Origin of the sequence: Streptomyces sp. 5K101, from assembly GCF_046506645.1 — a bacterium.
In the GTDB taxonomy this organism is placed as follows: Bacteria; Actinomycetota; Actinomycetes; order Streptomycetales; family Streptomycetaceae; genus Streptomyces.
In genome coordinates, this window is the sequence record NZ_JBKFFO010000002.1 from 629,078 (window position 1) to 647,593 (window position 18,516).

The 18,516-nt window shown below is 70.0% G+C and carries 22 protein-coding genes and 2 pseudogenes; 11 read left to right on the forward strand and 13 right to left on the reverse strand.

What is annotated here, in order from left to right; all coding sequences use genetic code 11:
• Nucleotides 1–75 precede the first annotated feature (75 nt).
• From ACLB9X_RS05725 to ACLB9X_RS05735, 3 genes are all read right to left on the reverse strand, one after another.
• Entirely contained in the window at nt 76–714 is a 639-nt protein-coding gene (locus tag ACLB9X_RS05725; protein ID WP_410359155.1) for a dienelactone hydrolase family protein, read from the reverse strand.
• A 170-nt stretch (nt 715–884) separates the two neighbouring features.
• On the reverse strand, nt 885–1,256 hold the full coding sequence (locus ACLB9X_RS05730; protein ID WP_410359109.1) for a DUF6343 family protein: 372 nt from the start codon (nt 1,254–1,256) through the stop codon (nt 885–887).
• Between the two features lie 74 nt (nt 1,257–1,330).
• A complete protein-coding gene (locus tag ACLB9X_RS05735) occupies nt 1,331–2,035 on the reverse strand; it encodes a rhodanese-like domain-containing protein (RefSeq protein ID WP_410359110.1) in 705 nt (234 codons plus the stop codon).
• Nucleotides 2,036–2,333: 298 nt separating this feature from the next.
• On the opposite strand from ACLB9X_RS05735, the gene ACLB9X_RS05740 reads away from it, so the two are divergent.
• The 6 genes and pseudogenes from ACLB9X_RS05740 to ACLB9X_RS05765 all read left to right on the forward strand — a co-directional run bounded on the left by ACLB9X_RS05740 (nt 2,334) and on the right by ACLB9X_RS05765 (nt 6,948).
• Entirely contained in the window at nt 2,334–3,197 is an 864-nt protein-coding gene (locus ACLB9X_RS05740; RefSeq protein ID WP_410359111.1) for a universal stress protein, read from the forward strand.
• A gap of 175 nt (nt 3,198–3,372) precedes the next feature.
• Nucleotides 3,373–3,555, forward strand: a complete 183-nt coding sequence (locus ACLB9X_RS05745; protein WP_410359112.1) for a hypothetical protein — start codon at nt 3,373–3,375, stop codon at nt 3,553–3,555.
• A gap of 51 nt (nt 3,556–3,606) precedes the next feature.
• A pseudogene (locus ACLB9X_RS05750) lies at nt 3,607–4,703 on the forward strand (erythromycin esterase family protein).
• Between the two features lie 82 nt (nt 4,704–4,785).
• Complete coding sequence (locus ACLB9X_RS05755; protein WP_410359113.1) at nt 4,786–5,052, forward strand: hypothetical protein; 267 nt, start codon at nt 4,786–4,788, stop codon at nt 5,050–5,052.
• A gap of 282 nt (nt 5,053–5,334) precedes the next feature.
• Nucleotides 5,335–6,219 (forward strand): universal stress protein, encoded by an 885-nt coding sequence (locus tag ACLB9X_RS05760; protein ID WP_410359114.1) that lies wholly within the window; start codon nt 5,335–5,337, stop codon nt 6,217–6,219.
• Nucleotides 6,220–6,279: 60 nt separating this feature from the next.
• Nucleotides 6,280–6,948 (forward strand): CBS domain-containing protein, encoded by a 669-nt coding sequence (locus tag ACLB9X_RS05765; protein ID WP_410359115.1) that lies wholly within the window; start codon nt 6,280–6,282, stop codon nt 6,946–6,948.
• A gap of 237 nt (nt 6,949–7,185) precedes the next feature.
• Here the strand turns inward: ACLB9X_RS05765 and ACLB9X_RS05770 are convergent.
• Nucleotides 7,186–8,625: pseudogene (locus ACLB9X_RS05770) on the reverse strand (SpoIIE family protein phosphatase); the annotation flags it as partial.
• A gap of 273 nt (nt 8,626–8,898) precedes the next feature.
• Between ACLB9X_RS05770 and ACLB9X_RS05775 the strand changes: the two are divergent.
• Nucleotides 8,899–9,132 carry a hypothetical protein gene (locus ACLB9X_RS05775; protein ID WP_186285628.1) on the forward strand — a complete coding sequence of 78 codons (234 nt, stop codon included), beginning with the start codon at nt 8,899–8,901 and terminating at the stop codon, nt 9,130–9,132.
• 186 nt (nt 9,133–9,318) lie between these two features.
• Here the strand turns inward: ACLB9X_RS05775 and ACLB9X_RS05780 are convergent, their stop codons facing one another.
• The 6 genes from ACLB9X_RS05780 to ACLB9X_RS05805 form a co-directional block, all read right to left on the reverse strand.
• Nucleotides 9,319–10,035, reverse strand: coding sequence for a DUF2267 domain-containing protein (locus tag ACLB9X_RS05780; protein ID WP_410359116.1), 717 nt, complete (start codon nt 10,033–10,035; stop codon nt 9,319–9,321).
• 116 nt (nt 10,036–10,151) lie between these two features.
• Nucleotides 10,152–11,231, reverse strand: a complete 1,080-nt coding sequence (locus tag ACLB9X_RS05785; protein WP_410359117.1) for a hypothetical protein — start codon at nt 11,229–11,231, stop codon at nt 10,152–10,154.
• A gap of 350 nt (nt 11,232–11,581) precedes the next feature.
• Nucleotides 11,582–11,899, reverse strand: coding sequence for an EthD family reductase (locus ACLB9X_RS05790; protein ID WP_410359118.1), 318 nt, complete (start codon nt 11,897–11,899; stop codon nt 11,582–11,584).
• On the reverse strand, nt 11,896–12,459 hold the full coding sequence (locus ACLB9X_RS05795) for a dihydrofolate reductase family protein (protein WP_410359119.1): 564 nt from the start codon (nt 12,457–12,459) through the stop codon (nt 11,896–11,898). Before ACLB9X_RS05795 ends, ACLB9X_RS05790 begins: the two co-directional genes overlap by 4 nt.
• A gap of 57 nt (nt 12,460–12,516) precedes the next feature.
• Nucleotides 12,517–13,455 (reverse strand): sigma-70 family RNA polymerase sigma factor, encoded by a 939-nt coding sequence (locus ACLB9X_RS05800; RefSeq protein ID WP_410359120.1) that lies wholly within the window; start codon nt 13,453–13,455, stop codon nt 12,517–12,519.
• A gap of 338 nt (nt 13,456–13,793) precedes the next feature.
• On the reverse strand, nt 13,794–14,255 hold the full coding sequence (locus tag ACLB9X_RS05805) for a hypothetical protein (protein WP_410359121.1): 462 nt from the start codon (nt 14,253–14,255) through the stop codon (nt 13,794–13,796).
• Nucleotides 14,256–14,502: 247 nt separating this feature from the next.
• On the opposite strand from ACLB9X_RS05805, the gene ACLB9X_RS05810 reads away from it, so the two are divergent.
• On the forward strand, nt 14,503–14,649 hold the full coding sequence (locus ACLB9X_RS05810; RefSeq protein ID WP_410359122.1) for a hypothetical protein: 147 nt from the start codon (nt 14,503–14,505) through the stop codon (nt 14,647–14,649).
• Nucleotides 14,650–14,716: 67 nt separating this feature from the next.
• On the forward strand, nt 14,717–15,490 hold the full coding sequence (locus ACLB9X_RS05815) for a uridine monophosphate kinase (protein WP_410359123.1): 774 nt from the start codon (nt 14,717–14,719) through the stop codon (nt 15,488–15,490).
• Between the two features lie 23 nt (nt 15,491–15,513).
• On the opposite strand, the gene ACLB9X_RS05820 is transcribed toward ACLB9X_RS05815, so the two are convergent.
• Together ACLB9X_RS05820 and ACLB9X_RS05825 are read right to left on the reverse strand one after the other, a co-directional pair.
• Nucleotides 15,514–15,984 (reverse strand): YceI family protein, encoded by a 471-nt coding sequence (locus ACLB9X_RS05820; protein WP_410359124.1) that lies wholly within the window; start codon nt 15,982–15,984, stop codon nt 15,514–15,516.
• Nucleotides 15,985–16,139: 155 nt separating this feature from the next.
• Nucleotides 16,140–16,532: a DUF2267 domain-containing protein gene (locus ACLB9X_RS05825; protein ID WP_410359125.1), complete on the reverse strand. Its 393-nt coding sequence runs from the start codon at nt 16,530–16,532 to the stop codon at nt 16,140–16,142.
• Between the two features lie 264 nt (nt 16,533–16,796).
• Here ACLB9X_RS05825 and ACLB9X_RS05830 point away from each other — a divergent pair, with 264 nt between their 5' ends.
• Nucleotides 16,797–17,165, forward strand: coding sequence for a DUF2267 domain-containing protein (locus ACLB9X_RS05830; protein ID WP_410359126.1), 369 nt, complete (start codon nt 16,797–16,799; stop codon nt 17,163–17,165).
• Between the two features lie 94 nt (nt 17,166–17,259).
• The gene (locus ACLB9X_RS05835; RefSeq protein ID WP_410359127.1) at nt 17,260–17,712 is read left to right on the forward strand and encodes a YbhB/YbcL family Raf kinase inhibitor-like protein; all 453 of its coding nucleotides are present in this window, start codon (nt 17,260–17,262) and stop codon (nt 17,710–17,712) included.
• Between the two features lie 48 nt (nt 17,713–17,760).
• Here ACLB9X_RS05835 and ACLB9X_RS05840 read toward each other — a convergent pair whose 3' ends face one another.
• Complete coding sequence (locus ACLB9X_RS05840; RefSeq protein WP_410359128.1) at nt 17,761–18,057, reverse strand: hypothetical protein; 297 nt, start codon at nt 18,055–18,057, stop codon at nt 17,761–17,763.
• Nucleotides 18,058–18,516: the final 459 nt, after the last annotated feature.

The window sequence follows — 18,516 nt, forward strand, 5'->3', positions numbered from 1 at the left end:
TCAACTGTCGCGCCATTGGCTGTGCCGATGGCACAGCTGATCCGCCTCGCTGTCGACCGATGGGAGGCCAATGGATCAGACCTTGCCCAGGCCCTGGGCAGCGTCTGGCCTACTCCGCCGGACTCTGGCAGCCACGCGCCGGCTCGCCCCAGAGGCAACCACACCTCCCACCCGCTCCGGGATCGGCTCTCGCGCGTGCGATTCGTACAACGTCCGCAGGATCACGGAGCACGGGGTTGGTGGCGCGGAACATAGCAGGACATCCCCGGTTACCGAAACCGGGGATCCGCAGCACCATTGCTGTTGTTCGCGCCAGCACTTGGCAGTGGCAGAGCGCGGAAAACATCCAGGCTGCAGGGCTGCCGCGGCCCCGGTGCTGGCGCCGAACACGGCCACGGGCAGGTCCTTCGTCTCGGCCTGTTCGCCCAGCCAGTCGATGGCGGCGACCAGGCGGCGCCCCAGCAGCGGGATGTCGAAGCGGTGCTCGGCCGTCCGTACGTCGTGCCGCTCCTCCCGCTCGGTGAGCAGGTCGATCAGCAGCGTGCCCAGCCCGGCGGTGCGCAGTTCCCCGGCGACCATACGGTTGCGTGGGCTGTGCCGGGAACTCCCGCTGCCGTGCGCGAACAGCACCACCGCCCGCGCCCCGTCGGGCGTCACGAGATCGCCCGCGAGGATCGCGCTTTCGGCGGGGACGTGAACCATCTCTGAGATCATCACCGTCATCTCCTTCCTCCCACCCGAGAGCCCTGGCATCCGATGCTCCTGCGGGCCTTCCCGCCGCGTTCCCCTACCAGGAACAGCCTCACGCACTCCGCTCGCCAGGGAGGAATCATGGGGCACGGTTGCGTCTGCACGTCCTGCGGAAGGCCGCGTCGACCGGACGGTCACCGGGCACTGCGGCGAGGAGGACGTTCCCTCCGCCGGCGACGGAGGATGACGGTCAGGTCCACCGCGGCGAGTACGGCGAGTACGGCACACAGTCCGGCCAGAAGCGCCAATTCTGAGGACGTCGGAGTACTGCCCGGCTTGGAGCGCGTTGACCATATGGCGAACAGCACCGCTGCGGCCACGAAGAGCGGCATGAAGCAGGCAGACAGCAACAACCGCAGCCCCAAAGCACTACGGGCCGTGACAGGCTCGGTGCCCGTACGCTCCCAGCGGCGGCCGATGAAGCCGGAACGTGATCGCGGCGCAGGTTCCCGTGCGGCCGCCGGTCCGCCTCTCCTTTGTGATCGGCTTCGGTGCACGTGAGGCATGCCTACCTCCTGGCGTGGCAGTTCGGGAGGGGGGCCGAACGGGGACCGGTGGGAACAGGGTGCACACGCGGTACTCAGGCGGCGACGGTGTGGCCTGCCTTGACGGCTTGCTCACCGGATGTGCGGTCCACCAGGCCCAGCAGGCGCCCCTCCGGGTCGGTGACGACAATGGTCTCCACGCGTGCCTTCGCCATCCGCTCCAGCAGCGGGCCCAAAGGCTCGTGGGCCCGTACGGTCGCCGGTCCCGGACGCATCACCTCTGCCACCGTCGCGACGACATGGGCTTCGGCCGTACGGCGGCGCAGCAGCCCGGTGACCACCCGCTCGTCGTCCACCACGACGCACACCGTCTGCCCCGCATCCCGCATCCGTGCCAGTACGCCATCCACCGGCTGGTCGGCCCGGCAGGTGAGTACCTCGCGCTGCGCCACGTCCCCCGCCGACAGTGCAGCGGCGGAGCGGCCCTCGGCGGGCCATCCGGCTGCCAGCCAGTCGGCCTTACCCGGCACGTAGTCGTAGACCTCGCGGAAGCCGAGCTGCTCGAGCCGGGCCGCAGCCCGCGGGCTCATGTCGCACATCCAGTCCCAGCAGTACACGACCACCGGCCTGGCCCGGTCCAGCCGCCTTGCCGCCTCACGGTCCAGATCCCGCAGCCACAAATGCACGGCACCCGGCAGATGCATGTCCTCGTACTCCTCACGGGGCAGCACCTCCACCAGCTGCGCCCCCGCCTCGGCCAGGCGCCGCACCTCGTGCCTGGCCATCACCCGTACAGGCATCGCATCCATCTCCCTCTTGTGGAGTCTTACCTACCCTTCGCTGCTCAGCCGCTCCTCAGCTGCGCGGCTTCCAAACAAAGCCGTCATTTCGGGTTCCACCGATAAGCCGCAGCAATCATCGGTAAACGGTGGCCCCAGTGTCGACAACGTAGAGGATCACCACGAACACCGAGCCCGGGACGCCGCGGTGTACCGGGGAAGCGGTCGGGTACCCGGAGACGCCAGTCTCGACCGGTACCGCCAGCCCGGAAGCCGCCGGAACCGCGTGAAACCACCCAGGGAGCGGGGAGGCACAGTGATGTATGACGATCGCACCGGCACGGTGCTCGTCGGCCTCGACGACACTGCGCACAGCTGGCTCGCCGCGGACTGGGCCGCGGCTGAAGCTGAGCTGCACGGCAGCACACTGAGGGTCGTCCACGCCGTCCATGGCATCACCGGAGCCGAGCAGGATGCAGATCAGCTGATCCTGGACGCGGCCGCCGGTGTGCTGGACGACGCCCGGGCCCGGCTCGCCACCGCCCATCCGGGTCTGCGTATCGACACCGTCCTCGCCCAGGACCACCCAGCCGAGGCCCTCCTGACCTCGGCCGAGAACGCCGACATGCTCGTGGTCGGGACTCGTGGGCGGGGCGGCTTCGCCGGGCTGCTGCTGGGGTCGGTGAGCCTGAAAGTGGCCGCCCACGCCGCCTGCCCGGTCGTCGTCGTACGCGGGCACACGAAGAAGACGGAGAACGGGGCAGCCGACGGCGGCATCATGGTCGGCGTGCGCGATGAGCGGGACGAGGAGGCCGTGCGGTTCGCCCTCGCCGAGGCGGACCTGCTACGGGCCACCGTGCGTCTGATCCATGCCTGGACGCCTCTCACCCATGCGGGCTCGGTGGTGCCGCAGGTGGATGCTGTGGACACTGAACGGCAGGTTCATGCGCGGGTGCTGAACCACGCGGCCCGGCCCATCGCCGAGTATCCGCAGGTGCACGTGGACACCGCGTTGGTCGTCGGCTCGCCCGCGGCCGTGCTGGTGGAGGCGTCCGCCGGGGCCGGCCTGCTGGTGCTGCCGCGGCATCCGCCCGCAGGCAGGTTCGGGCTCCGCCTGGGCACGGTGGTGCACGCCGTACTGCACCACGCGAGCTGCCCGGTCGCCGTGGTGCCCGTGGGTTAGCGAGGGTGTCTCACAGCTGCTTTGCCCTCGACACGACATTCGCGAGTCCGGTGCCGAGTGGGAGCGCACCGGAAGCCTCTCACGGCCGCGTCTACGGCCAGCTCCTCGCTTCTTCCGTTTCAGGTGATGACACCGCGGGGACCCGATATTGGACCCTGCGGAAGGGGAACGCGTCGTGCCCGACACCGAGCAGGCCCGCATCCAGAGCCAGGCACTGCCACTGACCGATCAGGTGTGGCTGGACCCGCTGCTGGAGCGTATCGGCGACGCCCGCTACGTGCTGCTGGGCGAGGCGTCCCACGGCACCGCCGACTACTACCAGGTCCGTGACGTCCTGACGCGCCGACTGATCGAGTAGCAAGGCTTCTCCTTCGTCGCGGTGGAGGGCGACTGGCCGGACTGCCAGGCCGTGCACTGCGCGGTGGTCGCCGCGCCGGGCGCCCCCGAAGACCCACAGGAGGTGCTGGCGGGCTTCCGGCGCTGGCCGACCTGGATGTGGGCCGACACCGACGTGGCCGCCTTCACCCGGTGGCTGCGCCGCCACAACGAAGGGCTGCCACCGGGGCGGCGCGTCGGCTTCTTCGGGCTGGACGTCTACAGCATGTGGGAGTCACTGCACGCGGTGCTGGACCATCTGCGGGAGCACTACCCCGACCAGGTGGAGCACGCCCTGGAGGTCTACCGCTGCTTCGAACCGTAAGCCCAGAACCCGCAGTCGTACGCCCTGGCCACCCGCTACCTGCCCGAGGGCTGCGAGGCTCAGGTGATCTCCCTGCTGAGGGAGCTGCGGGAGCGGGCCTCACGGACGGCGGTGCCGGACGGCTCGCTCGCCGAGTTCGCCGTGCGGCAGAACGCGGAGGTGCTGGCTGGCGCCGAGCAGTACTACCGGGCCATGCTCGACAGCGGGCCGGAGTCCTGGAACATCCGCGACCACCACATGGCCGACACACTGGACCGGCTGATGCAACACCACGGTCCGGACGCCAAGGCCGTGGTGTGGGCGCACAACACCCACATCGGGGACGCACGCGCCACGGACATGGCCGGCATCGGTGAGATCAACATCGGCCAGCTGGTACGCGAACGCCACATCGGCGAGGGCGTGGTGCTGGTCGGCTTCGGATCGCACTCCGGCACCGTCATCGCCGCGGACGAGTGGGAGACGTGCCCCGGATCATGGGGGTCCCGCCCGCACACGCCGGCAGTTTGGAGGCCCTGCTGCACCGCGCGCTGCCAGGTGGGCGGGCGCTGTTCGTCTTTCCGCACGTGCAGTTCCAGCGGCCGCCGACCACCGGCCTGGGCGAGTGGTTCCGCCAGGAGCGCGGTCACCGCGCGATCGGCGTGGTCTACCGGCCGCAGTTCGAGCGCGTGGGCAATTACGTGCCCACCGTGCTGGCCCAACGCTACGACGCCTTCTGCCATCTCGACCGCACCCACGCCATCACTCCGCTGCACCCGTTGTCCGCGGAGCGCCTGGAAGAGCAGACGTGGCCCGTGGGTGTGTGACGCCCGGTGCGCTTGGGGGGTCCCGTACCGGGTACTCGCAGGTGCGGCCAGGGGCCGTCCCGGATGGCATGTGGAGGAGATCATGGCTCAGCACGTCCGGGAGATCATGACGCAGGATCCCGTGACGCCGGCCGAGCGAACGCCGCTCACCGAAGTGGCGCGGCTGATGCCGGAACGGGAAACCGGCGACGCCATCATCGTGGAGGCAGACGACGCCCGCGGACCGGTGACCGACGTCTCGCCCGGCAACGGGGCTGGAGCAACTTCCGCACGACATCCGCGCACTCCTCCCCCAGCCAGCTGCCTGAACTCTCCGCACGCGGTAGGTACCAGCATGGCGACGCCCTGACGGGACGCGGGGCCCGTCACGTAAGGGAGCACGACATGACGCAGAACTCTTCCCCTGAAGCCGATGCCGTGCCCGGGCCGGAGGCCCGGTTGATCCGGCTGGAAGCGCAGGTCGCGACCCTTGCCAAGGCAATTCGGGTACTCGCCCACGAACTCCTGCTCTCCCGGGGCCTGTTAGGAGCGGCGGCACGCCGGAGGAGACGAAGTCGGCTGCTGTGGCCGGCGCCTGCACCGGCCGGTATGGGTGTTGACGTGCCGGTCGAAGAGACCACCGGGAGTCGACGTGACGCATGCAGAGGGACGTAAACCGATCGTGGCCGGCATCGACCCCGATCCAGGCAGGCGCACGGCGCTCGCCTGGGCCGCCGACGAGGCGCACCGGCGCCGCCTGCCCCTGCTGCTGGTCCTCGCCCAGAACGTGCCGACCCCCGGTTACCGGCCGGTGGGCGGGCGGCCGTCCTGGGAGGAATGGAACGAGGCGCTGCACGCGACGGGGAATCACGTGCTCAAGGAGGCGGTCATCTTCGTCGAGTCCCGGCATCCGCAGGTGCGGGTGTCCGGGCTGCTGGCGGAGGGGCACCCGGCGTGGGTACTGCGCGAGCAGGCGCAGAACGCCACTCAGGTCGTGCTCGGTTCCTGGCACCTGAGTGCCGTCCAGGAACTGTTCGCCTCCACCGCCGTCGCTCTGCCGCTCATCGCCCACGCGCCGTGCCCCGTGGTGGTCGTACCGCAGCCGGAAAACAGCGCGCAGCCGCAGCCGTACTTCGTGGTCGGGGTCGACGGCAGCCCTCAGTCCGCCGGCGCCGTCGACTTCGCCCTCGAGGAGGCCGCGTTGCGCGGCGCGGCCCTGCGAGCTGTGTACGTCTGGCACCCTCCGCGGCTCGGAGTCCTGGACGAGGAGGCGACCGTCGAGGAGTGCCGCCGGCTGCTGTCGGAGACGGTCACGGTGCGTGCCGCCGCGCATCCGGAGGTGGAACTGCACCAGGAGGTCGTAAGAGGCCACCCGGTACAGGTCCTCACCCAGGTATCCGAAGACGCCCTCGGCCTGGTCGTGGGCACCCGCGGTCACGGCGGCTTCACCGGCATGCTGCTGGGCTCCGTCAGCCAGGGCGTACTGCACGACGCACCCTGCCCGGTCATCACCGTCCCCTATGCGCACGACCAGTAGCCCGCGGTCCTCTGGACGGTGGGACCTGTGCCGCGGGCGCCACAGGAGGGTGGGAGGTTCATGCTGCATCGAACAGTCGGCGACCTCATGACCACGGCGGTCGTGAGCGTACGGCCGGACACAGGCTTCAAGGACATCGTCCAGCACCTGGCGGAGCACGACATCACGGCGGTACCCGTCGTCGACGACCAAGCCCGCCCGGTCGGAGTGGTGTCGGAGGCGGACCTGCTGCGCAAACGGGAGAGTCAGGCGGATCCGGGCGGGCACCTGGCCGCAGCGCACCTGCTGCCCGAGGAAAGCGCCAAGGCCCACGCGCTGACCGCCGAAGGGTTGATGAGCAGCCCGGCCGTCACGGCGCGACCGCAGTGGTCGGTCGTGGAGGCAGCCCGTGCCATGGCACGCCACCACGTCAAACGGCTGCCCGTCGTGGACGACGCCGGACATCTGGTGGGCATCGTCAGCCGCGGTGACCTACTGCACGTCTTCTTGCGGCGAGACCCCACGATCCGCGAGGAGATCATGACGGAGGTTCTCACCCGCACCCTCGGCCTGGACCCCGGCACGGTCACCGTCCAGGTCGCCGAGGGACGAGTGACGCTCACCGGCACCGTGCCGCAGAGCGGCCTGATCCCCGTCGTGGTGCGCCTGTCCGAGAGCGTCGACGGCGTCGTCGATGTCACGCATCAGCTCCGCGCAGCAGGCGATACCACGGCGCAGACCCTGGGGTAGGGGCCGATGCCACGCGGGCCCCGTCCTCCAGTCGGCACCGGTGGGTCCGTGCTCCCTTGCCGGGCGATTCGGTTACGGCTCCGCCATGATCGGATTCTGGCCATGCGCTCGGTAGACCGGGCGGAACCCGCCGGTCGGCCGCTCGGGATGCTCATGGTCGTCTTCGCGTGGGCCCACCACGTGACCCGCTGGCCGTGGTCTCCCGGCCGGCAGGCGCCGGGGCCGCGGGCGAGGCAGCGGTCGGGGCTGCTCCGCCCAGATGGTCTTTCCTGTCGGTGTGTGACGGGTGCCCCAGCGCTCGGCGACCTGGCCGACCAGGAACAGGCCACGACCGCCCTCGTCCATGACGCGGGCGCGGCGCGGGTGCGGGGCGGTGCTGCTGGCGTCGGAGACCTCGCAGATCAGAGAAGTGTTGCGGATGAGCCGCAGCTGGATGGGGGCCTGGGCGTGCCGGATGGCGTTGGTGACCAGCTCGCTGACGATGAGCTCGGTGGTCGGGACGGCGTCCTGCATGCCCCAGGTGGTGAGCTGGTGGGCGGTCCGTCGGCGCGCGTCGGCGACGATGACGGGCGCCGCGGGCAGGTCCCAGGTGGCCACGTGTGCGGGGCCCAGGGCGTGGGTGCGGGCGACGAGCAGGGCGACGTCGTCGTCCGGGTGCTCGGGCAGGAGAGTCGTGATGAGGTTGTCGCAGGTAGCTTCCAGCGACGGGTTGGGGCCGGCCAGGACGTGCAGGAGTTCCCGCATACTGGTGTCGATGTCGCGCTCGCGGGTCTCAACCAGTCCGTCCGTGTACAGCACGAGGACACTGCCTTCGGGCAGGCGTACGTCGGTGGCCTCGAAGGGCAGGCCGCCCACCCCCAGAGGCGGGCCCGGGAGCACGGGGAGGAAGTCCACGGAGCCGTCCGGCATGACGGCGGCCGGGGCGGGGTGGCCGGCGCTGGCCAGGGCGCAATGGCGGGACACCGGGTCGTAGACCACGTACAGACATGTCGCGCCGACCTCCCCCGAGGACTCGATGCCCTCTTCGATCTCCTCGAGGATGAGGTCGTCGAGCTGGGTCAGGAGTTCATCGGGAGGAAGATCGACATCGGCCAGGGTGCGCATTGCGCTGCGAAGCTGGCCCATGGTCGCCGAGGCGTTGATGCCATGGCCGACGACATCGCCGACGACCAGAGCCACACGGGCGCCGGACAAGGGGATGACATCGAACCAGTCGCCACCCACACCGGCGTGCGGGTCTGCCGGCAGGTAGCGCATCGCCATCTCCACCGCCGGCTGCGCGGGCCGGTGATACTGCAGCAGGCGGCGCTGCAGGGCCAGGTCCGCACCGTCGTGCTCCTGCCGTGCTGCGTGAATGAACCACTCCACGTGATCATCGGCGCCCACCAAGGGGTAAGCCCGTACATCGGCCTCCACCCGGTGGCCGTCCCGGTCACGCAGGACGATCCGTCCGGTCCATGCCTCCTGCTGCGAGAGGCTCCGCCAGACCTGCTCCGGAAGGCGAGCGGCAAGAAGATCCGACGCCGGACGCCCAATCACCTCGCCCGGCTCGTATCCGAGAAGCAGACGGGCACCTCGGCTCCACGCCGCCACGACGCCCCGCGCGTCCACAGCAGCCGCAGCGTTCTCCAACGCCAGAGTGTTGTCGTACATGCGCTCATCCCCATCTGTTCCCATTGTGCTCCTGAACCCGATTCGTCCATTCGTCCAGGCGCGTCCTGACGATGGAAGAGCAGTGAAGACAGAGACCGATGGCTCTTACAGTGAAGCCCGTAGCCACAGGTGGCTCACTCCGGCTGGACGGTCGTCACAGGCCCCGGCAACACGGTCAGTCCGGTCACACGCATGGCCTCGCGACGCTTGCGCAGTCCGCGCGACGGGCGAAAGGCTCATGGTGGTCCGGCGAGACTTCGGTCCCGCTTTTCCGGAAAACGGATGGAGTGATCTTCCATGGCGGTATGCGAAGTCTGCGGCAATGACTACGAGCTGGCCTTCGAGGTGCGAGCCGCCGGTGCGGTCCACATCTTCGACAGCCTGGAGTGCGCGGCCCAGCGCATGGCCCCCATCTGCGACAACTGCAGCTGCAGGATTCTGGGCCATGGCCTGCAGGCGGACGGGGAGTTCTACTGCTGCGCCCACTGCGCACGACAGAAGGGCCGGGCTGAACTGGTCGACCACGCCTGAGCGACGGTCCGCGACCCGACCGCCAGATGATGTGACGGCGACCGGCTCTGTACCAGCAGCTGACCTGCCCGGCAGTCCGAACAGGAGCTTCACCTGCGCTGGACGGTGAGCGCACCCGTTGGCCGGGCGTCGTTCGGTCCGCGACTGGTTTTCCACCTGCCGCGGCTGCCTGGTCGGTTCGTTTCGTCAGCCTGGGCGGCCTCCGGATCCGACCGCGCTGACGGCGGCGTCGATGCGGTCGGCGAGCTCCAGGTCAAGGGCAGTGACGGCGTCGACGGATCGGGTGCGCAGGACGAAGGTGATGCCGCCACCGGTCTGTTCATGGTCGCAGCGGTGATTGAGGTCTCGGCAGTCCCTGTCGACTGGGTTGAGCAGCGGCGCGATGCGGTCGGCGGGAAGGCCGACGGTGCGGGTCAGGTGCTGGAGGGTCCCGCTCCATTGCGGGCGGCGGCGCAGCTCGGCGTCGAGTTCACCGGCAGTGAGCGGGGCCGGGGCCTCGGCAGTGGCGTACATGCGTTCGGGGTACGGCTCGGGAGCCCGGAACAGCGATGTGCAGTCGCTCGGAAGCCCGTCTCGTAGCTCGTGGGCCAGGTCCGGATCGGCCTCGGAGATCTCGGAGAGCACGGTTTGCGCCAGGTAGCGGGCCCGCTCGGGCGGGGTTTCCAGGTTGTGGCCGATCTCGATTGCCAGCTCCCTCGCGCCACCTCCGGCAGGCGGAACGATGACCAGCGCGGCGTCGCGCTCCGGCCCCGGCAATTCCTGCCGCAACCGCTGCCGCGGCGGCATCTCCAGCTGGTGGGCGAGTGCGGCGATCGTAACCTTCACGACCCGCGCGGCCTCGTCGGTATCGGCCAGCCGTGCCTGGGCGGCGACCGTTTCGACCAGGGGTTCGTGGATGATCATCGTGTCTCCTGCGGTGCTTCGGGGGATGACCTACGGCGTTCGGGGCTGCCGGGAGCCCGAGATCCACCTCCCCGCTGTACCCCGCGGTGCCGCCGCCACACCGGCGAACGGTGCCGTCAGTAGCGCAGGAGTACGCCGATGCCGTCCTCCAGAGGCGTCTCCTTGCGGGGGACGACGATCAGTTCGGCACCGGTGGCGACGGCGGCGTACAGCAGGGCGGCGTCGGCGGGCTGCTCCTCGTAGCCGGTGGCGCCGAAGGTTTCCAGGTCGGCGGCGGAGAGCGCGACCTGCTCGGGGTCAGCGCCGATCCAGATCGGAGGCCACTTCTCGGCGGGTTGGTTGACCACGAGAGCGTCGGCCTGGCCGCGTTGCAAGGCGGCGACGGTGGCGGGCAGGCCCTCACTGGCGGGACGGCGGGCGCGCTGGGCGGCGAAGCTGTCCAGCCGGTCGCGGTCGTGGGCGGAGAGGCGGCCGCGGAAGAGATCGGCGAGCTGGGGCTCCAGCAGGGCCCGGCCGGGCTCGATGTCCTGCCCGTCGCCGGGGACGGCGACCACGCGGTTGCGCAGCGGGGCGGGCAGGCGGTTGACCAGGACGCCTCGGGCCCAGGTGTCGCCGCAGGCCACGAGAGTGTCGGCGTGGCCGAGGTCGATCAAGTGGGCCAGCTCGTCAGCGAGCCGCTCGGCCTCCTGGTGCCAGCCGTGGACCGGTACGCGCAGGGAGGTCAGGGCTCGCGGGGCGACCGCGTTGCTCGGCCAGCGACCGGTCTGCAGCTTCACCAGCAGGTCTTCGGGGGCGGTGTCGCTGTCCTTCGGTTCGACGCGGGTGAGGACGACGGCGACGTAGGGGATGTCGGGGCCATGCTGCAGGGCGAGGGGCATGGCGTCGGGAAGCCGGCCGTATTGCGTCTTGTCCACGGGCGGAGGTTGGGTCAGCTCCTCGGTGAGGACGAGCTCGCCGTGGGTGGCGAACAGGGCCTGGCCGTGGCGGCCGGGCAGGTCGGCGTCGGTGCCGACGGCATCGGCGGAGGCCGCGGCGGTGGCCGGGTCGGCGCCGAGCGCGATCAGATCCGAGCGGGTGTGGCGCCTGCGCAGCTCGATCGCCCTGTCCGGGTCGTCGACATCCCGGGAGGTGTCCACATAGACGGAGGCGTACGGGCCGGGCCTGGCATACAGGGCGTCGAGAAAATGCAGCTTCACAAGATGGGCTCCTTGCTCTGGTCCACATGCACGATGCGGTCGCCCTTATGGGGCCTCCCACCGCAGGGCTTTGCAGCGTCACCGAGTAGCCAGGGAGGCTCTCGGCAATCGCGGCTGACGGCGGCCAGTCGGAATTCCCCACGTACGGCCAGTTGCGATTTCACTGTGAGTAGTCGTAACGGCGGGGGCACGCCGTGCGCGATCGGCCACGCGGGTCTGAGTGCCGTTCGAAGCAACGGTCGGCCCTGTCAGCCCATGAGTCGCGCCACTAGCCCGAGCGTCGGTAGCCGACCGCTTCGCAACGCTCGGGCGAGCGGGTCTCTTCGCGTTGCGCGTACTGCAGAGATCGCCTAGAGCACACTCTCGTCCACAGCGAAGATCACGCTGCGGACCGGGGCGGGTTCCTGCAGGTGCGCCGCATCGGCGGCGGTGGCGCGTCCCTCGGATGAAGCGAACGCGGCGTGCAGCTCGTCCATCGAGTCCCACTCCAGCTCGGCGACCAGGTAGTACGGGAGGCCGCCGCGGATGGCGACCAGGTCGTGGCCGAGCGTGTAGCGGCGCAGCCCCGGGAGGCGGCGTGCGAGCGGGATGTGGACGTCGTGGTAGTGCCGGTCGAATGCCGCGGGATCGGCGGGTGTCTCGTACAGGGCGATGAAACGGGCGGTCATCGGGCGGCCCTCCGATAGCGAGTGAGGACGGCGCCACCGGTCTGCTCGGCGGCCACGCACTCCAGCTCGGCGCGGGGGCCGTCGGTGGGGAAGAGCCGGCGGCCGGTGCCGAGGACGGTGGGGAAGGTCAGCAGCCGGTACTCGTCGATCATGTCGGCGGCCATCAGCCGGTCCACGATGCTCAGGCTCCCGGTGATGATCACGTCCCGCCGCTCGCGCTTGACGGCGTCGACCAGGTCGCCGTCGAGGAGCTGGGAGTTCGCCCACACGGACGTGTCGGCGTGGGTCAGGGTGCGGGAGGCGATCAGCTTCGGGACGGCGTTCATCCGTGCGGCGAACTTGTCGTTGCGGCCCGGCCAGAGCCGCGAGAACAGCTGCCAGGTGGCGCGCCCGAGCAGCAGTACCCCCTCGTCCAGCGTGGGGCCGAGCCGGAACTTGTCACCGGCGACCGCCTCCGGGCCGTGCCGGAATGCCCAGCCGCCCAGCGGTGTGTCGGCGGACCCGTCCGGGTCGGACACGATCCCGTCCAGGGTGATGAACTCGATGACGATGACGCTCACGATGAGACTCCCTCCGGTTCGGTACTCACCGGTACGTACCGGCCGCACCGCCCCGACTCATCGCTCCCTGCGGAACTCGCCTGCGGGAATCTCGCCCGCCAGCTCGAAGGCGTCGAAGACGCGCGGATCGGCGAATACGACGTTGTGCGCGATGCGGCCGTCGGTGACGGTGAAGACCTGCAGGGTGTGCAGACGGTGCCCGCCGCCGGGCTCCGGCGCGTACGCGGCGAGCGCGGGCTGCCCGCCTGCGGTGAGCTCCCGCATGGCCCAGCCCGTGCCACGCATCCGGAACACCCGCTCCAGGAACCGGCCGTAGTCCCGGCTGCCCCGGTACCACAGCGGCACCGGAGGCATCTCCAGCACCGCGTCGTCGGCCAGCAGCCGCACCAGCGCGGGTACGTCCGCTGCCTCGAACGCCCGCATGTACCGCTGGATGACCGCCCGCACCTCGGGATCGTCCGGCTCGCCGACCGCACCGGCATCGCCCACGTCGGCGAGGGCGGCATGGGCGCGCTGCAGCGCGCTGTTGACCGCCGCGACCGTGGTCCCCAACTGCTCGGCGACCTCGGCGGCGGTGAACGCCAGCACCTCGCGCAGCACCAGCACCGCCCGCTGCCGCGCCGGCAGGACCTGCACCGCCGCCACCCACGCGAGCCGCAGATCGGCCCGCACCTCCACATCGAACCGCGCGTCCGGGAACGGTTCCAGCCAGGGCACGTCGAGCGCCGCCGTCAGCGGCGCCTCGGGATCGTCGCTCGGCACCCCCAGCCCGGACGGCAGCGGACGCCGCCCGCGTCCCTCCAGCGCGGTCAGGCACACATTGGTCGCGATCCGGTACAGCCAGGTCCGCACCGACGCGCGCGCCGGGTCGTACCGGTCACGGGCCTTCCAGGCACGCAGCAGCGTCTCCTGCAACAGATCCTCGGCCTCGTGCACCGAACCCAGCATCCGGTAGCAGAACGCCGCCAACTCACCCCTGTAAGGCTCGAAGTCCACAGGCTCATCATGCTGCACCGGTCCTACGCACCCGCCAAGAGGGGGCTTGAGCGGGATCCGCCAGGGCTTCGGACAGCTACCACGCGGCACCCTCCCGGGCCCATGACTCTCTGTGACGATTCGCGGCCACTTGACTCCCCCGTTACATGGCCGCGAGTGGGGAAATGAAACTGACCACCGACACGCGGCGGCGAGCAGGAAAGGAGGCCACGGCTCGATAGGGCGCCCGCAACCGCCCGACCTCGCGCTGGCGAGCCGTGACGGCTCGGTGAGCACCCTGTCCGGAGGGACTCGGCAGCCACGAAAGCCGACGGCTGCGTCCCACGTTGTGTAGCCGATCAAGCAAACGGATTGCCGAGGTCTTGCCCCTGACGACCGGCCCGGCGATCGGTCTCGCGAGAACGGGTACTCGCCGGCCATCGGCGTGCGAGGGGTGGCGAGGGACCATGGCGAACGACGTCATCGAACGCGGCGACATCTACTTCGCGTACCGGCCCCGCGTCGAGCGGGAACAGGTTCACGGCATCGAAGAAGTCCAGCGCCTCTTCGTGATCCTGCAACCCGCCGACGGCAACCGCAGCCGCCGTCTCGTCATCGGGCGCAAGCACTTGCCGCGGGCGGAGGAACACGAGCGGTTCTGGGGCTTCATCGACGAGGTCGCCGACCAGCCGGAAGCCGTCGCAGAGGAACTGGAGCGGCGAGCCTACGACACACGAACACGAGGCAAGCGGACGCAACCCGAGGCGCGGCCAGCGGGCGAGGGCCGTTACGCGATCGTCCGGCACGGCAACCACATGCATCTCACCTACGAACTCGAGCTGCCCGAGCAACCGGGCGCCGTCCAGCAGGAGCTGACCATAGAGGCCGAAGCGAGCTACATCCTCGCGATCAAGAACCCCCTGGCCGGCGCGCCGGCGGGGGCAGGTCTGGCCCCGCAGCAGCAGGCAGACCTGCCGAAACGGAAGCAGGAACGATTCGAAGGGCGACGGTTCACGAGTGCCGATCCCGAGCTGCTCGACCAGGAGGGCATCGAGTTCGTGCTGATCGGTGCCGCCCCGCGACGTCGAGGAGGAGCTGGACGTCCGGCTCGACGCGGAGGCCGAGGACGCCGAGTCGGGCGAGATCTTCCGCCGCCTGCACATGCCGCGCGAGAAGCACCCCATCCAGCCGCTGACGGAGGGCGAGTGGCGTTAGCCACGCCACCGGCCCCGCAGTGCCTGCGACGACGGATACGGCAGTCGGATCGACGAGAGGCTGTGACATGGTCCGTTACACACGTGCGGTCGCCAAGATCAGCGGACGCGCCTTCGCGGGACCCGAGGAGTGGGGCACGGATCCGGACAGCCTGGCGCACCTGGCAGAGGAGATCCTGGCCGTGCACCGGAGCGGGACACAGATCGCCGCCGTCATCGGTGGGGGCAACTATGCCCGGGGCCGGTCAGCCCACGTCTGGGGCATCGACCGGGCCGAAGCCGACGACCTGGGCATGCTGGGGACGGTCATGAACGCTCTGCTCCTGCGCGGCGCGCTCCGTGCCCACGGCGGACCCGACGTGCGGGTCATGACGGCCATCCCCATGCACCCCGTCGCCGAGCCGTACGTGCGCCAGCGTGCGGACCGCCACCTGCGATACGAGAGGATCGTCCTCCTGGGAGGAGGCATCGGACTGCCCTACGCGAGCACCGACCACGCCGCCGTACAACGCGCACTGGAACTGGGCGCCGAGGTCCTGCTGGTGGCCAAGCACGGAGTGGACGGAGTGTTCGACGCCGACCCACGCACCCATCCCGATGCCAAGCGGTACAGCAGGCTCCCCTACGACCAGGCCATCAACCTGCGCCTTGCGGTGATGGACGCAACCGCACTGGTCCTGGCGGAGGAGTACGGCCTGCCGATGCACGTCTTCAACGCCACAGCCGACGGCGCCATGCGGGCCATCTGCCAGGGGGCGGACATCGGTACCCGTCTCACCGGCGACGGCCCACGACGGCCGGAGCATCGGAGCGGCACGCAGCAGGATGCGCAGCCCCACTGAGCCGCGGCATCGGACCTGGCTTCCTACCCAGCGCCTTGCGCCGGCGCGGGCAGAGGTTGCAGATCCGTCACCGCGTACTCGATCCGGACGTCGTCGGCCACCTTCAGCGCGCCCAGGAAGGCGGTGTACGGCTTGATCCCCCAGGTGGACTGGCTGACCGTGGCCCAGCCGCACACCTGGCCGTCGCCGTCGCTGCCGCCGTGCACGGTGACCGGACGGGTCAGGCCCTTGATGGTGAGGTCGCCGGTGATCTCGAAGTCGTCGGGTGTGCCGGTGATGCCGGTGGAGCGGAAGGTGATGGTCGGGTGCTGCGCGGTGTGCAGCAACTGTTCACTCTCAAGCGTCCGCTTGATCTCGGCCCGGTCGGCGTCGGTGAGGGATTTGAGACCACCGGTCCCCTCCCGGACGGTCAGCGACCCGGCCTCGACCGTGACGGTCACCTGCGACCTCTTGGGGTCGGCGGTGACGACAACAGCGTTCCCGGCCCAACGCATCGCCTCGATCACGAGGTCGTGCCCTGCCCTGCGACCGAGCCCGGCGCGGCTGGTACTGAGCGTAAGACGGCTGGCCGGCGGCCCGAAGGCGTACGTTCCATCACCCACTGTCACGAGAGTGACTTTACGTGATCGCGCTGGGCTCCACACGCCTGTCAGGCCAGTTCGGCGTGGCCGAAGAGTTCGGCGTAGCCGGCCGGGAGCGCGCTGATGAGCTTGTTCACCTCTCCCCCGGAGATCGTCTTCGCCAGTACGGAGAGGACCGCTGCGGCGTGAGCACGCGCGGTTTCCTCGTCATCCCCGGAGGCCTCGGCCACCCGCCGTACGAACTCCCGGACACCCCAAGTGGTGCCGGGGAGGTCGTCAGCCGGGTCCATGAGAACCTCGGCGAGCTCGATCGGGAGCTGATCGGCCAGATGGTTCGCCGCAGCCGGCTGAAGGCGTTCACCGAGGGTAGAGAGCACCGCCTCGGTGACAGTCAGCGTCTCTGCGGCGTCGCTGTATCCGCCCTGTGCGCGCACGGCGGCCAGGAATTCCTGCAGCGCCATCGCTGCTCCTCCCGCAAGCGGGCAGCCATAAGGCAAACCGTGCTGTCATCCCTGCGCCAAAGGCTGTCGACTTTCTTCACTTCACCGAGTCCCCTTGCAGCAGGGCGGCAACCAAGCCGCGGCAACGGTGGGTGCGAGGGGGGTGGTCAGGTCGGCGCCTGTCGAGCTGTGGCTTCTCCTCCTGGACACCTGACTGATTGCCAGGATGCGCCTCTGGTTACCCGGCGAGCGGGGCTTCCATTGACCCGGCAGGGGGTGAGGGAATTGCGTCACGAGGAGTTCATCGGTCAGGTGCAGGCGCGGGCGCGGCTGGACAGTCGTGGCGCTGCGGAAAGGGCGACCCGCGCGACGCTGGGAACGCTCGCCGAGCGTATCCCCGCCGGCCTGGCGGAAAAACTTGCCGCCCAGCTGCCGTACGAGATCGGGGAACATCTGCGGCGCGTCGACAAAGCGCCGGACGTCCCCGCCACCGGGGTACACATGAGCGGACACGAGTTCTTTGAGCGGATCGCCCAGCGGGAGGCGAAGAGCTTTCCTAAGGCGGTCCACCACGCCCGCGCGGTGATCGAAGTGGCCTCCCAGGCCCGTGCAGGGCAGTGTGGCCGCAAAGATCCGCGACTGTCTCGACGATGAGCTGGCCACCAGCCTGTTCGCCGGCAGCACCGGCCGCGCGGCACTACATCGGCCTGCCGACCACCCCCAGCCGCCCCGGCCCCAGGGGCCACGCATGACTGCCCTGAAGCTGCAAAGCCCCGTCTTCGAAGACCATCACCGTCTTCCGCCCCGATACACCGAGGACGCGGGGAACGTGTCACCACCGCTGGCCTGGTCCGGTGTGCCGGACGAGACGGCGGAACTGGTGCTGCTGTGCGAGGACGTCGACGCGCCCACGGGCAGTGTCGTCCACTGGACCGTGGTCGGCATCGACCCTCATAGCCAGGGCGTGGCGGCGGGCCGGACCCCGCCAGGCGGCACGGCACTCGTCAACGGCTTCGGCCGCCGCGGCTGGAGCGGACGCAACCCCCCGCCCGGGGATCATCCGCACCGCTACGTCTTCCACCTCTACGCGCTGGCCCAGCCATGCGTGCTGCCCGACACGCCCAGCGCCGAGCAGGTCCGTGAAACGTTGGAGGAGCGTGAACTGGCCGACAGTACGCTCGTGGGCCTGTACGAGCACTGATGCGAACACGATGGCGAGCGGCGGCAGACGGCCCCGGCCCGCCCTCGGCTACCCGTGCGGGATGACGAGTTCCCGGCCGCGATAGAAGCCCTCCCGCTCCTCGACGACGTACGGGGCCATGGCCGCACGCCGCCGCGCCTCCGCCTCGGAGGCCCGCCAGGAGTCACACGCCCCCTTGGAGTCCCAGAACGACACCCCGGTGATCTCCTGCCCGTCCTCGGACCAGTACGCGAAAGCGCGCCGCATCCCCTGCGGGGAGGCGTCCGGGCGCCACGCCCTCTCGAAGTTCTCCAGGGCGCCCGGCTGAAGGCGGCGCGTGGTGACCCAGACGAACTGCTCCTCCATGGCGGCCTCCCTTGCAGCACAGGCCCGGCCAGGGCCCCTTTTCGACCACCGTAGAGCCAGCGGCCGCCTCGATGGAGTTGCGTCGCATCGCTCGCCCCCACCACGGCAAGGCCGTCACCCAAGTGGCGTACGACGGCACGGGGCCGCGGAGTGCCCGCGCCTAGCGTGGAAGCGTGGTACCAGGACGTGGGGGGGAGTCAGACGCTTCCCAAGCAGGAGGACTCCATGCCGGTTGCCGGGCAGATCCCGCGCTCGCATTCTCCCCGGCCTCACCTGCGGCATCAGCGTGCCGGCATCCACGTTACGAAGAGACTGCCCGAGGGCGCTCGTTCCTCTACTGATTCCCAATGTGGTTGTCAATGCCTGACTCGTGACTGGCTGTGGCCACCTCAGCCGAGGCTGACAGCGCGAAGGGGCGGGCTGCTCTCGAAGGGACGACCGTCGCGTAGGAGTGCCCAC

What these genes read in the sequence shown, in the direction of transcription:
- ACLB9X_RS05725 (WP_410359155.1), bottom strand. Translation starts at nt 714, where the DNA reads ATGATCTCAGAGATGGTTCACGTCCCCGCCGAAAGCGCGATCCTCGCG.
- ACLB9X_RS05730 (WP_410359109.1), bottom strand. Translation starts at nt 1,256, where the DNA reads ATGCCTCACGTGCACCGAAGCCGATCACAAAGGAGAGGCGGACCGGCG.
- ACLB9X_RS05735 (WP_410359110.1), bottom strand. Translation starts at nt 2,035, where the DNA reads ATGCCTGTACGGGTGATGGCCAGGCACGAGGTGCGGCGCCTGGCCGAG.
- ACLB9X_RS05740 (WP_410359111.1), top strand. Translation starts at nt 2,334, where the DNA reads ATGTATGACGATCGCACCGGCACGGTGCTCGTCGGCCTCGACGACACT.
- ACLB9X_RS05755 (WP_410359113.1), top strand. Translation starts at nt 4,786, where the DNA reads ATGGCTCAGCACGTCCGGGAGATCATGACGCAGGATCCCGTGACGCCG.
- ACLB9X_RS05765 (WP_410359115.1), top strand. Translation starts at nt 6,280, where the DNA reads ATGCTGCATCGAACAGTCGGCGACCTCATGACCACGGCGGTCGTGAGC.
- ACLB9X_RS05775 (WP_186285628.1), top strand. Translation starts at nt 8,899, where the DNA reads ATGGCGGTATGCGAAGTCTGCGGCAATGACTACGAGCTGGCCTTCGAG.
- ACLB9X_RS05780 (WP_410359116.1), bottom strand. Translation starts at nt 10,035, where the DNA reads ATGATCATCCACGAACCCCTGGTCGAAACGGTCGCCGCCCAGGCACGG.
- ACLB9X_RS05790 (WP_410359118.1), bottom strand. Translation starts at nt 11,899, where the DNA reads ATGACCGCCCGTTTCATCGCCCTGTACGAGACACCCGCCGATCCCGCG.
- ACLB9X_RS05805 (WP_410359121.1), bottom strand. Translation starts at nt 14,255, where the DNA reads ATGCATGTGGTTGCCGTGCCGGACGATCGCGTAACGGCCCTCGCCCGC.
- ACLB9X_RS05815 (WP_410359123.1), top strand. Translation starts at nt 14,717, where the DNA reads ATGGTCCGTTACACACGTGCGGTCGCCAAGATCAGCGGACGCGCCTTC.
- ACLB9X_RS05820 (WP_410359124.1), bottom strand. Translation starts at nt 15,984, where the DNA reads ATGCGTTGGGCCGGGAACGCTGTTGTCGTCACCGCCGACCCCAAGAGG.
- ACLB9X_RS05825 (WP_410359125.1), bottom strand. Translation starts at nt 16,532, where the DNA reads ATGGCGCTGCAGGAATTCCTGGCCGCCGTGCGCGCACAGGGCGGATAC.
- ACLB9X_RS05835 (WP_410359127.1), top strand. Translation starts at nt 17,260, where the DNA reads ATGACTGCCCTGAAGCTGCAAAGCCCCGTCTTCGAAGACCATCACCGT.
- ACLB9X_RS05840 (WP_410359128.1), bottom strand. Translation starts at nt 18,057, where the DNA reads ATGGAGGAGCAGTTCGTCTGGGTCACCACGCGCCGCCTTCAGCCGGGC.